This is a genomic window from Noviherbaspirillum sp. (assembly GCF_035627455.1).
Lineage (GTDB): Bacteria > Pseudomonadota > Gammaproteobacteria > Burkholderiales > Burkholderiaceae_D > Noviherbaspirillum.
The window spans coordinates 41697-56606 of the sequence record NZ_DASPLS010000060.1 but is presented as its reverse complement, the minus strand read 5'-3'; the positions used below and the strand labels follow the sequence as shown (position 1 = coordinate 56606).

General features: G+C 67.9%; 6 protein-coding genes. All 6 read left to right on the top strand.

Features of this window, described 5'->3' with window-relative positions; all coding sequences use genetic code 11:
• The first annotated feature begins 9 nt into the window (after positions 1-9).
• The 6 genes from treS (at position 10) to treY (ending at position 14798) form a co-directional block, all read left to right on the top strand.
• The gene (gene treS / locus VEC01_RS11255) at positions 10-3405 is read left to right on the top strand and encodes a maltose alpha-D-glucosyltransferase (protein WP_324900914.1); all 3396 of its coding nucleotides are present in this window, start codon (positions 10-12) and stop codon (positions 3403-3405) included.
• On the top strand, positions 3398-5647 hold the full coding sequence (gene glgB, locus VEC01_RS11250) for a 1,4-alpha-glucan branching protein GlgB (RefSeq protein WP_324900913.1): 2250 nt from the start codon (positions 3398-3400) through the stop codon (positions 5645-5647). Before treS ends, glgB begins: the two co-directional genes overlap by 8 nt.
• Positions 5648-5994: 347 nt before the next feature.
• Complete coding sequence (gene glgX / locus VEC01_RS11245; protein WP_414691443.1) at positions 5995-8106, top strand: glycogen debranching protein GlgX; 2112 nt, start codon at positions 5995-5997, stop codon at positions 8104-8106.
• Positions 8093-9877 (top strand): malto-oligosyltrehalose trehalohydrolase, encoded by a 1785-nt coding sequence (gene treZ / locus VEC01_RS11240; RefSeq protein ID WP_324900911.1) that lies wholly within the window; start codon positions 8093-8095, stop codon positions 9875-9877. Before glgX ends, treZ begins: the two co-directional genes overlap by 14 nt.
• The gene (malQ, locus tag VEC01_RS11235; protein ID WP_324900910.1) at positions 9874-11985 is read left to right on the top strand and encodes a 4-alpha-glucanotransferase; all 2112 of its coding nucleotides are present in this window, start codon (positions 9874-9876) and stop codon (positions 11983-11985) included. The genes treZ and malQ overlap by 4 nt, the downstream gene beginning before the upstream one ends.
• Entirely contained in the window at positions 11985-14798 is a 2814-nt protein-coding gene (treY, locus tag VEC01_RS11230; protein ID WP_324900909.1) for a malto-oligosyltrehalose synthase, read from the top strand. Before malQ ends, treY begins: the two co-directional genes overlap by 1 nt.
• The last annotated feature ends 112 nt before the right edge of the window (positions 14799-14910 follow it).

Here is a 14910-nt window from a genome sequence, read left to right as displayed (position 1 = left end):
GTTTTTAACATGGATATGAGTACGGACCGCCGCAGGACAGCCCGCCGGGCTGCCGGTCCCACCGCGGCGAAAACCAGGCCCTTCAGCGACGACCCGCTGTGGTACAAGGATGCGATCATCTACCAGGTGCACGTCAAGTCGTTCTACGATGCCAACAACGACGGCATCGGCGACTTTGCCGGCCTGATCGACAAGCTGGACTACATCGCCGACCTCGGCGTGAACACTATCTGGCTGCTGCCGTTCTATTCGTCGCCGCGGCGCGACGACGGCTACGACATCGCCGAGTACCGCCGGGTGCATCCCGACTACGGCACCATGGCCGACGCGAAACGCTTCATCGCCGAAGCGCACCGGCGGGGGCTGCGGGTGATCACCGAACTGGTGGTCAACCATACCTCCGACCAGCATCCCTGGTTCCAGCGCGCGCGCAAGGCCAGGCCCGGTTCCAAGGCGCGCGAATTCTATGTATGGTCGGACAACGACCAGGCGTACAGCGGCACGCGCATCATCTTCTGCGACACGGAAAAATCGAACTGGACCTGGGACCCGGTGGCCAACGCGTTCTTCTGGCACCGCTTCTATTCGCATCAGCCGGACCTGAATTTCGACAATCCGCAGGTGCTCAAGGCGGTGATCGGCGTCATGAAATACTGGCTGGACGTGGGCGTGGACGGGCTGCGCCTGGACGCGGTGCCCTACCTGATCGAACGGGAAGGCACCAGCAACGAGAACCTGCCGGAAACCCACGACATCCTGAAGCGGATCCGTGCCGAACTCGACCGCAGCTATCCGGGCCGCATGCTGCTGGCGGAGGCCAACATGTGGCCGGAAGACGTGCTGCCGTATTTCGGCAGCAGCGACGAATGCCACATGGCCTTCCACTTCCCGCTGATGCCGCGCATGTACATGGCGCTGGCGCAGGAAGACCGCTTCCCGATTGCCGACATCCTGCGGCAGACGCCGGAAATCCCGTCCAACTGCCAGTGGGCGATCTTCCTGCGCAACCATGACGAGCTGACGCTGGAGATGGTCACCGACAAGGAGCGCGACTACCTGTGGAATTTCTATGCGGCGGAAAAGCGGGCGCGCATCAACCTCGGCATACGGCGCCGGCTGGCGCCGCTGCTGGAGCGCGACCGCCGCCGCACCGAGCTGCTCAACAGCTTCCTGCTGTCCATGCCCGGCACGCCGGTGCTGTACTACGGCGACGAGATCGGCATGGGCGACAACATCCACCTGGGCGACCGCGACGGCGTGCGCACGCCGATGCAGTGGACGCCGGACCGCAACGGCGGCTTTTCGCGTGCCGACCCGGCCAGGCTGGTGCTGCCGCCGATCATGGACCCGCTGTACGGCTACCAGACCGTCAACGTCGAGTCGCAGCTGGCCGACCCGTATTCGCTGCTGAACTGGACGCGCCGCATGCTGGCGATCCGCAAGCAGCACTGCGCGTTCAGCCGCGGCACCTTCACGCTGCTGTACCCGGCCAACCGCCGCATCCTCGCCTACCTGCGCGAATTCGGCGAAGGCGGACAGGACGACCCGACGGAAACCATCCTGTGCGTGGCCAACGTGTCGCGCTCGGCGCAGGCGGTCGAACTCGACCTGTCATCCTACGCCGGCCGGGTGCCGCTGGAAATGCTGGGCGGATCCGCCTTCCCGCCGATCGGCAAGCTGCCTTACCTGCTGACGCTGCCGCCTTACGGTTTCTACTGGTTCCTGCTGACGCAGGAGGCAAGCATGCCGGCCTGGCATACGCCGGCGCCGGAACCGTTGCCGGAGATGGCGACGCTGGTGCTGCGCCAGCACATCGCCGAAGTGCTGGATGCGCCGCGCCGCGCGATCCTGGAAGGGGAGGCGCTGCCGGCCTACCTGCCGAAGCGGCGCTGGTATGCCGCCAAGCAGGAGAAACTGAAGGCGGCCCGCATCGGGGCGGCGACCCTGCTGCCGGCGTCCCAGGCCAAACCGAACGTGATGCCGGCCATGCTGGCGGAAATCGAGGTCGTCACCAGCGCCGGCCCCGACTGCTACCTGATGCCGCTCGGCTTCATCCGCGAGGAAGACATCGTCACCGCGATGCCGCAGCAGCTGGCGCTGGCGCGGGTGCGGCGCGGGCGCCATGTCGGCCTCCTGACCGACGCTTTCGTGCTCGATTCCTTTTCCTATGTGATCCTGGATCTGCTGCGCGCGGACGCCGTGCTGCCGTCGAACGACGGGGAGCTGCGGTTCGTTCCGACCGAGGCGCTGGCGGCGTTCGACGTCGGCGAGCAGCCGGCGATCCGGCGCCTGGCGGCAGAACAATCCAACAGCTCGCTGGTGCTGGAAGACCGCATGGTGCTCAAGATCATCCGCCGCCTGCTGCCCGGCATGCATCCGGAGGCCGAGATGGGGCGCTACCTGACCACCGCCGGCTATGCGAATGCGCCGCGCATGCTGGGCGAGGTGGTTCGGATCGGCAAGGACGGGATGCGGCACACGATGATCCTGATGCAGGAATACATCCACAACCAGGGCGATGCCTGGCAATGGGTGCTTGACACGCTGGCGCGCTGGATCCAGCAGGTCGCGGTGCCGGAAACGGCGGCGACCACGGAAACCAGCACTGAACTGTCCGATCCGCAGACAGAACTGCTGACGCTTGCGGCCACGCTCGGCAGGCGGCTGGGCGAAATGCACTCCGCGCTGGCGGCGCCGACCGGCAACCCGGATTTCGCGCCGGAGCCGGCCGGACCGGACGATGTGGAGCAATGGGCATTGCGCGCGCGGCGCCAGCTGGAAGCGGCCTTTGCCATCGTGCGCGCAAAGACCGAATGGAGCAATGAAGCCGAAGGACGGCGCGTGGCGCGCCTGATCGAACAGCAGGATCTGCTGCTGGAAAAGCTCGACGGCCTCGCCGCGGCGGGACTCGGCACGCTGCGCACCCGCATCCATGGCGACTTCCATCTTGGCCAGGTGCTGGTCGCGCATGGCGACGTGTACATCGTCGATTTCGAGGGTGAACCGGCCAAGCCGCTGGAAGAGCGGCGCGACAAGGCCAGCCCCTTGCGCGACGTGGCCGGCCTGCTGCGCTCCTTCGACTACGCGACCGCGTTCGCGACCAAGACCGGGCTTTCCGATCTCGACGAAACGGCGGAACTGCGCAAGCAGGAAATCATCCGCACCTTCGCGCCGGCCTGCCAGGCCGCCTTCCTCGACGCCTATCGGCAGACCGCCCATGCGGGAGCGTTCCAGGTTGAGGAAGAGGCCGAGCGCAAGCTGCTGCAGCTGTTCGTGCTGGAAAAGGCCGGTTACGAAGTCTGCTACGAAGCGGCGAACCGGCCGGCGCAGATTCCGGTGCCGGTGAACGGGCTGGCGAAGATCGTGGATGAATTGTTGCGGGAAGGAGAACCGTCGAATGCGTGAACAGACCGACGAGTTGACCGGCCTCGACCAGAAGACGATTGATGCGGTGCTGCAGGGAAGGCTGGGCGACCCGTTCGCGTTCTTCGGGCCGCACCGGGAAGGCGACAACGTTGTGATCCGCAGTTTCCAGCCGGGCGCGCTGGCGGTCGACGTGGTCGCGCGCGAACCCGGCAACGACGCCGGCGGCGCGTTGCTGGAATCGCTGTACAACGTGAACCAGACCGGACTGTTCGTCAGCAGCGCGCCCAGCGTCGCCGCCGGCCGGGATTACCTGCTGCGCATCACCTGGCCGACGCCTTCCGGCGGCGAGCATGTGCAATACACGGAAGACCCGTACCGCTTCGGCCTGCTGCTGGGCGAGATGGACCTGTACCTGCTGCGCGAGGGCACGCATCGCGAACTCGGCCGCTGCCTCGGCGCCAATCCGATGGCGATCGACGGCGTCGCCGGCACCCGCTTCGCGGTATGGGCGCCGAATGCGCGCCGGGTGTCGGTGGTCGGCGACTTCAACGGGTGGGACGGACGGCGCCACCCGATGCGCCTGCGCGTCGAGGCCGGGGTGTGGGAAATCTTCATCCCCAGGCTGCGCAGCGGCGAGCGCTACCAGTACGAAATCGCCGGCGCCGACGGCAATGTGCTGCCGCTGAAGGCCGATCCGGTGGCGCGCGCGACCGCGCAGCCGCCGTCGACGGTGTCGGTGGTCCCGTCCGACACGCCTTTCCGCTGGACCGACCAGGCGTGGATGGGGGACCGCGCGCGGCGCCAGCGGCAGGGCGAGCCGATGGCGATCTATGAAGTGCATGCGGGGTCCTGGCTGCGAATCCTGGAGGAAGACGGCCGCAGCCTGAACTGGCATGAGCTCGGCGACCGCCTGATTCCGTATCTGCAGGGCATGGGTTTCACGCATGTGGAGTTCCTGCCGGTCATGGAGCATCCGTTCGGCGGCTCCTGGGGCTACCAGCCGCTCGGGCTGTTCGCGCCGAGCGCGCGCTTCGGCACGCCGGCCGCGTTCGCGTCCTTCGTCGACCGTTGCCATGCGGCCGGTATCGGCGTGATCCTCGACTGGGTGCCGGCGCATTTTCCGTCCGACCCGCACGGCCTGGTGCATTTCGACGGCACCGCGCTGTACGAACACCAGGACCCGCGCGAGGGCTTCCACCAGGACTGGAACACGCTGATCTACAACCTCGGCCGCAGCGAAGTCTGCGCCTTCCTGATCGCCAGCGCACTGGAATGGCTGGAGCATTACCATGTCGACGGCCTGCGGGTGGATGCGGTCGCATCCATGCTCTACCGCGACTACAGCCGCAAGGAGGGCGAATGGGTGCCGAACATCCATGGCGGCCGGGAAAACCTGGAAGCGGTCGCTTTCCTGCGCAGCCTGAACCAGGTGATCGCGCAACGCTGCCCGGGCGCGCTGATGATCGCCGAAGAGTCGACCGCGTGGCCCGGCGTGTCGAAGCCGGTGGAAGAGGGCGGGCTCGGTTTTACCCACAAGTGGAACATGGGCTGGATGCACGACACGCTGCGCTACATGCAGACCGACCCGCTGTACCGGCGGCATCACCACCACGACATGACCTTCGGCCTGATCTACGCATTCTCGGAGCGCTTCATCCTGCCGATTTCGCATGACGAGGTGGTGCATGGCAAGGGCTCGCTGCTCAACAAGATGCCCGGCGACCATGCGCAGAAACTGGCCAACCTGCGCGCCTACCTCGGCTTCATGTGGACCCATCCCGGCAAGAAGCTGCTGTTCATGGGCTGCGAGATCGCGCAGCCGCCGGAGTGGGACCATGACGGCTCGCCCGACTGGAACCTGCTCGACCACCCGGGCCACCGTGGCGTGCAGCGCCTGCTGCGCGACCTGAACCGGCTGTATGCCGCCGAGCCGGCGCTGTACCGCAAGGATGACCAGCCGGAGGGATTTTCCTGGGTGATCGGCGACGACAGCAACAACAGCGTGTTCGCCTTCCTGCGCCGGGGCGAGGACGGCGACGCGCCGCTGCTGGTGGTGCTGAACATGACGCCGGTGCCGCGCGAAGCCTACCGGATCGGGGTGCCGGCAGGGGCTGCCGCTTGGCGCGAAGTGCTCAACACCGACGCGCTTGCGTACGGCGGCAGCGGCATGGGCAATGGCGAGCGCGTCGAGGCCGCGGAGGAACACGCGCACGGCATGGCGCAGTCGCTGGAGCTGAAGCTGCCGCCGCTGGCGGCGATCGTGCTGAAGCCGGTGCGGTAGGTGGGCGCCGTGAGGATGGATTGGATCATTCCTGCCGACAGTGTAGAAACCATATCTTCATGCGGCATGCCGGATCGACCGGGCGCGGGCGCGCACGCTCCCTCCGGCCATGTGCTTTCCCCGTCGTTCCCGCGAAAGCGGGAACCCATAGTGAGTCAGCCCGTTCAGCCAGCTTATCGGTTCCCGCTTTCGCGGGAACGACGGGGAGAGGTATCGCAATACCGGTCAATCAACGCCCGCACTCGGGCTTCCCGCTTTCGTACGGCTGACGGCGCGAAGGTACGCCACTTGCGCCGCCTCCGTCGCCCGCATGCGGACACGGTCTTCCGCTTCAAAGGATGACCGACGTGGCGACCGTCCATCTGCCCCTGCCGCCTATCCAAACGGGCCTGCCTTACCCGCTCGGCGCCACCTGCGATGGCGCCGGCACCAACTTCGCGGTGTTTTCCGCCAATGCCACCAAGCTGGAAATCTGCTTTTTCGATCCCAGCGGGCGGCACGAGCTTGCGCGCTGTGCCTTGCCGCAATGTACCAATGAAATCTGGCACGGCTATATTCCCGGCGTGCAGGCCGGCGCGCTGTACGGCTACCGCGCATACGGCCCCTACCACCCGGAGCAGGGCCATCGCTTCAATCCCAACAAGCTGCTGATAGACCCGTATGCGCGCCGGCTGCACGGCCAGCTGCGCTGGACCGACAGCCTCTATGGTTACCGCGTGCATTCGCCGCGCGCCGACCTGTCCTACGACAGCCGCGACAGCGCCGCCGCGGTGCCGAAATCGGTGGTGGTCGACAGCGCGTTCAACTGGCATGGCGACAAACCGCCGAACGTGCCATGGGAAAAGACCGTGATTTACGAAACCCATGTACGCGGCATGACGATGCGCGCGCAACAGGTGCCGCCGGAGGAGCGCGGCACCTTCGCCGGCCTCGCGCATCCCTCGGTGATCGACTACCTGGTGTCGCTCGGTATCACCGCCGTGGAGTTGCTGCCGGTGCATGCGATCCTGCAGGACCGGCGCCTCGTGCAGAACGGGCTGGTCAATTACTGGGGCTACAACACGCTGTCCTTCTTCGTGCCGGAGCCGCGCTACCTGTCCGACGGCTCGCCGGACGAGATGCGCCGCGCGATCCGGCAACTGCATGCGGCCGGCATCGAAGTGATCCTGGATGTCGTCTACAACCATACCTGCGAGGAAAGCGAGCTCGGCCCGACCCTGTGTTTCCGAGGCCTCGACAACGCCAGCTACTACCGCCTCAACCGCGATTACCCGCGCCACCACATCAACGACACCGGCTGCGGCAACACCGTCAACATGTCGCATCCGCGCGTGATCCAGCTGGTGATGGATTCGCTGCGCTACTGGGTGCAGGAATTCCATGTGGACGGCTTCCGCTTCGACCTCGGCGCCACCCTCGGCCGCGAATACTACGGCTTCGACCCCGGTTCCGGTTTTTTCGACGCGCTGCTGCAGGATCCGGTGCTGGCGCGGGTGAAGCTGATTTCCGAACCCTGGGATATCGGCCCGGGCGGCTACCAGGTGGGCAACCATCCGCCCGGCCTCGCCGAATGGAACGACCGCTTCCGCGACGACGTGCGCCGTTTCTGGCGCGGCGATTCCGGCATGCGCGGCGCCGTCGCCAGCCGGCTGATGGGATCGGCCGACCTGTTCAACCACCGCCGGCGGCGTTCCTGGTCGTCAATCAACTTCGTCACCGCGCACGACGGCTTCACGCTGCACGACCTGGTCAGCTACAACCAGAAGCACAACGAAGCCAACCGCGAGGACAACCGCGACGGCAGCAATGAAAACCGCAGCAGCAACTGGGGTGTGGAAGGACCGACCGACGACCCGAAGATCGCCGCCACCCGGGAAAAGGTCAAGCGCGCGATGCTGATGACGCTGCTCTTTTCCCATGGCACGCCAATGCTGCTGGGCGGCGACGAATTCGGCCGCACGCAGCAGGGCAACAACAATCCGTATTGCCAGGACACGGAAATTTCCTGGTTCGACTGGAGTCTCATCGAGACGGAAGCCGGCAAGGCCCTGCTCGACTTCAGCCGGCGCTGCATCGCCGCCCGCCGCATTCTGCCGCGCATGCGCAGTACCCGTTTCCTGGCAACAAACATGCGAACCGTGCACCGCATCCCGGAAATCAGCTGGTTCGACGAGACCGGTACCGAAATGACGTCGGACCGCTGGCACTTCGCGGAAGGGCGGCTGCTGGCGCTGCGGCGGGTGGGGCAGGAACTGCGGGCCGGCGCGATTTCCGCGTCCTTGCTGCTGCTGAATGCATTTTCCGAGGACCGGGAGTTCGTGCTGCCGCCCCCGGACATGGCCTGGCGGGTGGTGATCGACGCGGCGGAAGCCGGGTCGCAGCGCGCGCCGGAAAACAACAGGATCATCGTCGCTGCGCACAGCGCAGTCTTACTGGTAACCGAAAATGTCATCCTTTAAGCCATCCTTTGGGGCGCAGCTTGTCGCGCCCGACCGTACCCGTTTCCGGCTGTGGGCGCCGGACCTGGAAACAGTGAATGTCGAGATCGAGGGGCTGGCGCCGGTGCCGATGCAACGGCTGGCCGACGGCTGGTTCGAGGCGGAGGCGGCGTGCGGCGCCGGCGCGCGCTACCGCTACCGGATCCGCGGCGACCTTGCCGTGCCCGATCCGGCTTCACGGGCGCAGGCGGGCGACGTGCATGACGCCAGCATCGTCTGGAACCACGACTTCTACCAGTGGCGCCGGCGCGACTGGACCGGCCGGCCGTGGGAGGAAACCGTGCTGTACGAGCTGCATGTGGGGACGCTCGGCGGTTTTTCCGGCGTCGCCGCGCAACTTCCGGCGCTGGCCGAACTCGGGATCACCGCGATCGAACTGATGCCGGTCGCCGATTTTCCCGGCGCGCGCAACTGGGGCTACGACGGCGTGCTGCCGTTTGCGCCGGACGCCGCCTACGGCAGCCCGGACGAGCTCAAGGCGCTGGTCGACGCCGCGCATGAGCTCGACATGATGGTCTTCCTCGATGTCGTCTACAACCACTTCGGGCCGGACGGCAATTACCTCGGCGCGTATGCGTCGTCCTTTTTCCGGAACGACATCCAGACGCCCTGGGGCCAGGCGATCGACTTCCGGCGGCCCCAGGTGCGCGATTTCTTCACCGAAAACGCGATCTACTGGCTGTCCGAATTCCGCTTCGACGGCCTGCGCTTCGATGCGGTCCATGCGATCAGCGAGAAGGACTGGCTGGCGGAAATGGCGCAGCGGGTGCGGGCGGCGATGGCGCCAGGGCGGCATGTGCATTTGGTGCTGGAGAACGACGACAATGCGGCGACCCTGCTGGCGCCGCGCCGCCTGTTCGACGCGCAATGGAACGACGACATGCACCATGCGCTGCATGTGATGCTGACCGGCGAGAGCGAAGGCTATTACGCCGGCTACACCGGCCAGACGGCCGAAAAACTCGCGCGCGGCATGGCCGAGGGCTTCATCTACCAGGGCGACGCGCCGCTGTACCCCGGCAAGACTCCGCGCGGCGAGCCGAGCGCGCACCTGCCGCCGACCGCCTTCGTTCTTTTCCTGCAGAACCATGACCAGATCGGCAACCGCGCATTCGGCGAGCGGCTGGCGACGCTGGCGCAACCGGATGCGCTGCGCGCGGCGATCGCGCTGCAGCTGCTGTCGCCGCAGATCCCGCTGCTGTTCATGGGCGAGGAGTTTGGCGCGCGCGAGCCTTTCCTGTATTTCACGAGCCATCTGACGCAGGAACTGGCGGATGCGGTGCGCCAGGGCCGGCGCCAGGAATTCGCGCGTTTTTCCGCGTTTTCCGATCCCGCGCGGCGCGAGCAGATTCCCGACCCGAACGCGGAACAGACTTTCCAGGATTCCATCCCGCGACCCGATCCCGACCTCGCGCAGCCCTGGCGCGACTGGATCAAGGCCTTGCTCGCGATCCGCCACACCCATGTCGTGCCGCGGCTGGCAAATGCGGCGGCGATCGGTTCCCAGGTCCTCGGCAAGGCCGCGGTGAAGGCGCGCTGGAAGATGGCCGACGGCAAGGTGCTGATGCTGGCTGCCAATCTCGGCGACGCCGCGGTGCCGGTCCCGTACGACAGCCTGGCCGACGGGCAGGGCGGGACGCTGCTTTTCTCAACGGAAGGCGTGGAGGATGCGGTGGCGCGCAACGAGCTGCCGCCGCATGCCTGCATCGCCGTGCTGGAGCCCGGAGCATGAACGACCAACAGGTATTGAAAGTCGCGCAGGCTGCCGGCCTCGCGCAGGAGTGGACGGATGCGTTCGGCCAGCCGCAGCGCGTGGCGCCGGAGGCGCTGGCGCGCATACTCGATGCGCTCGGCTATCCCTGCGCCAGCGACGACCAGTGCAGCGACAGCATCGCGCGCCTGGCCGGACTGCAGGGCGGCGCCGGCCTGCCGCCGCTGCTGACGGGCACCGTCGGGCAGCCGCTCCGGCTGCGCCTGCCGGCCGCGCTGGCCGGAAAGGCCTGGCGCATCGAACTGGAAGACGGACGCCAGCTGGACGGCCGCGCGCCGGCGGGCGACGGCGCCGGATGGGAATTGCCGGCGCTCGACGCCTGGGGCTATCACCGTCTGCAGATCGGCGACGACAACGTCACGCTCGCCGTCGCGCCGCCGGCGTGCTACGGCGTGCCGGATGCGCTCGCGACCACCGGCAGGACCGCGCCGCAGGCGGCCCGGCTGTGGGGGCTGGGCGTGCAGCTGTATTCGCTGCGGCGGCCGGGCGACGGCGGGATCGGCGACTACAGCGCGCTCGAGGCGCTGGCGCGGCAGGCGGCGGCGCGCGGCGCGGCGGCGGTGGCGATCAGCCCGGTGCATGCGATGTTCAGCGCCGACGTCAACCGCTTCAGCCCGTACGGACCGTCCAGCCGCTTGTTCCTGAACGCCTTGCACATCGATCCGGCGGCGGTGCTTGGCGCGGACGCGCTGGCCGCGGTGCTGGCATCGCTCGGCGACGCCGCCGCCCGCTACCGCGCGCTGGAACAGGAAACGCTGGTCGACTGGCCGGCCGCGGCGTCGCTGCGGCTGGACATCCTGCGCCGGCTTTATGCCCGCCTGCGCGATACCGGCGGCAATGCCGACTTCGACGCATTCCGCGCGCGTGGCGGCGGCGCGCTGGCCGACCATGCGCGCTTCGAAGCGCTGCATGCGTGGCGCCTCGCGCAGGGCGAGAGCGGCTACTGGCGCGACTGGCCGGACGGGCTGCGCGACCCGCGCGGGCCGCAGGTGGAGCAGTTCGCGCGCGAGCATGCGGATGAAGTCGGCTTCCATGAATTCCTGCAGTGGCAGGCGGCGCGCGGGCTGGGCAATGCGCAGAAGGCGGCCTGCTCGGCCGGCATGCCGGTCGGCCTGATCACCGACCTGGCGGTGGGCGCCGACAACGGCGGCAGCCAGGCCTGGAGCCGGCAGGGCGAAATCATCAACGGCCTGTCGGTGGGCGCGCCGCCCGACGTGCTCAATACCCGCGGACAGGCATGGGGACTGGGCGCGTTTTCGCCGCATGCGATGAAGGCCGGGGGCTTCGGCGCCTACATCGAGATGCTGCGCGCGATCTTTGCCTATGCCGGCGGCGCCCGCATCGACCACGTGCTCGGCCTCGGCCGGCTGTGGCTGGTGCCGGACGGCGCCTCACCGCAGGAAGGCGCCTACCTGCAATACCCGATGCAGGACCTGCTGCGCCTGATCGCGCTGGAATCCTGGCGCCACCGCGCGGTCGTCATTGGCGAAGACCTCGGCACCGTCCCGCCGGGCTTCGACGTGCAGCTCGCCCAGGCCGGCCTGCTCGGCATCCGGGTGCTGATGTTCCAGCGCGACGGCGGCCGTTTCTTCCGTCCCGACGAATGGCCGGCGCATGCGATCGCGACCACCACCACGCATGATCTGCCGACCATCGCCGGCTGGTGGCAGGAGCGCGACATCGACTGGCGCACGGGGCTCGACCTGCTGGCGCCGGGCGAACAGGAAAGCGACGCCCGCGCCGGGCGCGCCCATGACCGGGCGGTGCTGTGGCGCGCGCTGTGCGACGCCGGCTGCGCGCAGGGCCCGGTGCCGGCGAAAGAGGACGGCACGCCGGTGCTCGACGCTGCCGCCGGCTTCATCGCCGCCACCCCGGCGCCGCTGGCGATGCTGCCGGTCGAGGATGCGCTGGGGCTGCCGGAACAGCCGAACCTGCCCGGCACCATCGATACCCATCCCAACTGGAGGCGGCGGCTGCCGCTGGCGGTCGACGGCTTGCTGGATGAGCCCGCCGTCGCCGGCCGGGTCGCCGCGCTCAACCGGAACCGCTCGTATACGGAGAAACCCTGATGTCCATCCCGCGCGCGACTGCCCGCCTGCAGCTGCACAAAGATTTCAATTTCGACCAGGCAGCCGAGGTGGTGCCGTATTACGCGGCGCTCGGCGCCAGCCATATCTATTGCTCGCCGATCCTGACCGCCCGCAGCGGCTCGACCCACGGCTACGACATCGTCGACCCGACCCGCATCAATCCCGAGCTCGGCGGCGAGGAGGGATTGCGGCGCTTCGTGGCGCGCATCAGGCAAGCGGGAATGGGCCTGATCCTGGACATCGTGCCCAACCACATGGGCGTGGGCCCGGAAAACCCCTGGTGGCAGCATGTGCTCGAATGGGGGCAGGGCAGCCCGTATGCGCGCTGGTTCGACATCGACTGGCAGCCGGCCGACGATACCCTGCACGGCAAGGTGATGGCGCCTTTCCTCGGCCAGCCCTACGGCGACGTGCTGCAGTCCGGCGAGATCCGGCTGCAGTACGATGCCGCGCGCGGCCGTTTCTTCGTCGGCTACTACGCGCACCGGTTTCCGGTCGCGCCGGGCGACTACGCGACGATCCTGCGCGCGGCGCCGTCCGACCGGCTGATTCCCGCGATCGCCACCTTCGAGGAAGGGCGCGACGCGCAGGGCGCGATCACGCAGCACAATGCCGATATCGGCTTCGGCCTGTTGCGCGACCTTGGCATGACGCCCGAGGGGCAGGCCGACATCGATGCCGTGCTGGCGGCGTTTTCGCCGGCCGCGCCGCAAGGGCTGGAGGCGCTGCACGCCCTGCTGGAGCGCCAGCATTACCGGTTGGCGTGGTGGCGCTGCGCGGCCGACGGCATCAACTGGCGGCGCTTTTTCGAAGTAACCGACCTGGCCGGCGTGCGCGTCGAACAGGACGATGTGTTCGAAGCCACCCACGCGACGATCTTCCGCTTGTATACGGAGGGGCTGATCGACGGCGTGCGCATCGACCATGTGGACGGCCTGGCCGATCCGGGCGCCTATTGCCGCAAGCTGCGCCGCCGGCTGCAGGCTCTGGCTTCGCAACGGCCGCCGGAGCTGCCGCCGGGGCCGGCTTACCTGGTGGTCGAAAAAATCCTCGCGCACCGCGAGCAGCTGCGCACCAACTGGGAAATCGACGGCACCAGCGGCTACGATTTCATGGACCGGGTCGGCGCGCTGCTGCATGATGCGGCAGGCGAAGCGCCGCTGACCGCGCTGTGGACGGCGCTCTCCGGCCATGCGCTCGGCTTCCAGGACGAGGTCCGGCAGGCGCGGCGCCAGCTGCTGGCCAATAACCTGGCCGGGGAATTCGAAGCGGCGGCGCGCGCGCTGCACGCGGTCGCGCGCACCGACCTGCGCACCCGCGACTTCTCGCTCGGCGCCATCCGCCGGGTGTTTGCCGAGCTGCTGGTGCATTTCCCGGTGTACCGGACCTACGCCGACAGCAATGGCCGCGACGAGGTGGATGACGAGGTGCTGGCACGCGCGCTGGAACAGGCGCGCCTGAGCGTCGACCGTACCGAAATCCCGTTGCTCGACGTGCTGGCGCACTGGCTCGGCGGCCACGCGCCGCGCGATGCCGCCAATCCGCGGGTGCGCTTCCTGCACCAGCGCGCGATCACCCGCTTCCAGCAGCTGACCCCGCCGCTGGCGGCGAAATCCGTGGAAGACACCGCGTTCTACCGCTACGGCCGGCTGTTGTCGCGCAACGAGGTCGGCTCCGATCCCAGCCAGTTCGCCTGCAGCGTCGCCGAATTCCATGAGGCGAACGCGATCCGCGCGCGGCTTTTCCCGCATTCGATGCTGGCCACCGCCACCCACGACCACAAGCGGGGCGAGGATGTGCGCGCGCGCCTGGCCGCATTGAGCGAAATCCCGGAGGAATGGGAGCGGGCGGTGCGGCAGTGGATGGAATTGAACGCGCCCTTGCGCAGCGACGTGCCGGGCGAGGGCGGCGCCGCGCCGTCGGTTGCGCCGCAGCCGGCCGACGAGCTGATGCTGTACCAGATGCTGGCCGGCGCCTGGCCGCTCGGGCTGGATCCGGGCGACCGCGACGGAATCGAGGCCTTCGCCGAACGGCTGGAACGCTGGCAGACCAAGGCGCTGCGCGAAGCCAAGCAGGTCAGCGACTGGGTGCTGCCGAACGAAGACTACGAAGCCGCCTGCCGCCGCTTCCTGACCGGCATCCTCGCGCCCCGTACCGACAACCGCTTCCTGGCGCAGCTGGCTGCCTTCGTCGACCGGTTGGCGCCGGTCGGCGCCGCCAACAGCCTGGCGCAGACGGTGCTGCGCCTGACCTCGCCCGGCGTGCCGGATCTGTACCAGGGCACGGATTTCTGGGATTTCAGCCTGGTCGATCCGGACAACCGGCGGCCCGTCGATTATGCGCTGCGGATGGCGGCGCTGGATGAGAAGCGGCCCGCGTCAGGCGCTACCGGCGGCATCGAGGAGTGGCGCAGCGGCCGGATCAAGCAGCAGGTGATCCGGCACAGCCTGCAACTGCGCGCGCAGGATCCCGACCTGTTCGGGCGCGGGGAGTATCTGCCGCTGGAGACGGAAGGCGCGCTCGCCGCCCATGTCGTCGCTTTCAGCCGCCGCCTGGCGGACCGCGCCGCGATCGTACTTGCCGTCCATCTGCCGGCGCATATCCTCGCGCAGGATGGCACTCCCGTGGTTCCCGCGGCCCGCTGGCTGGATACCACGGTCAGGATTGCCGACACGGGAAGTTCGACGTGGAAGGAAGTGTATTCCGGCCGTACCGTGCGCGCGCAGGAGGGCAGGCTGACACTGAGCGAGGTGCTGGACCAGCTTCCGGTTGCCCTTCTGGTGATGGCCTGAAAGGAGCGGGCGCCCGAAGACCAAGAAGAAGCGCGGCATGTCGAATGCGCTAAAAAACAAGGGGCTGCGTTATGTATTTAAAGTAGAAAAAGAGAAATGCTTAATGTGCTTT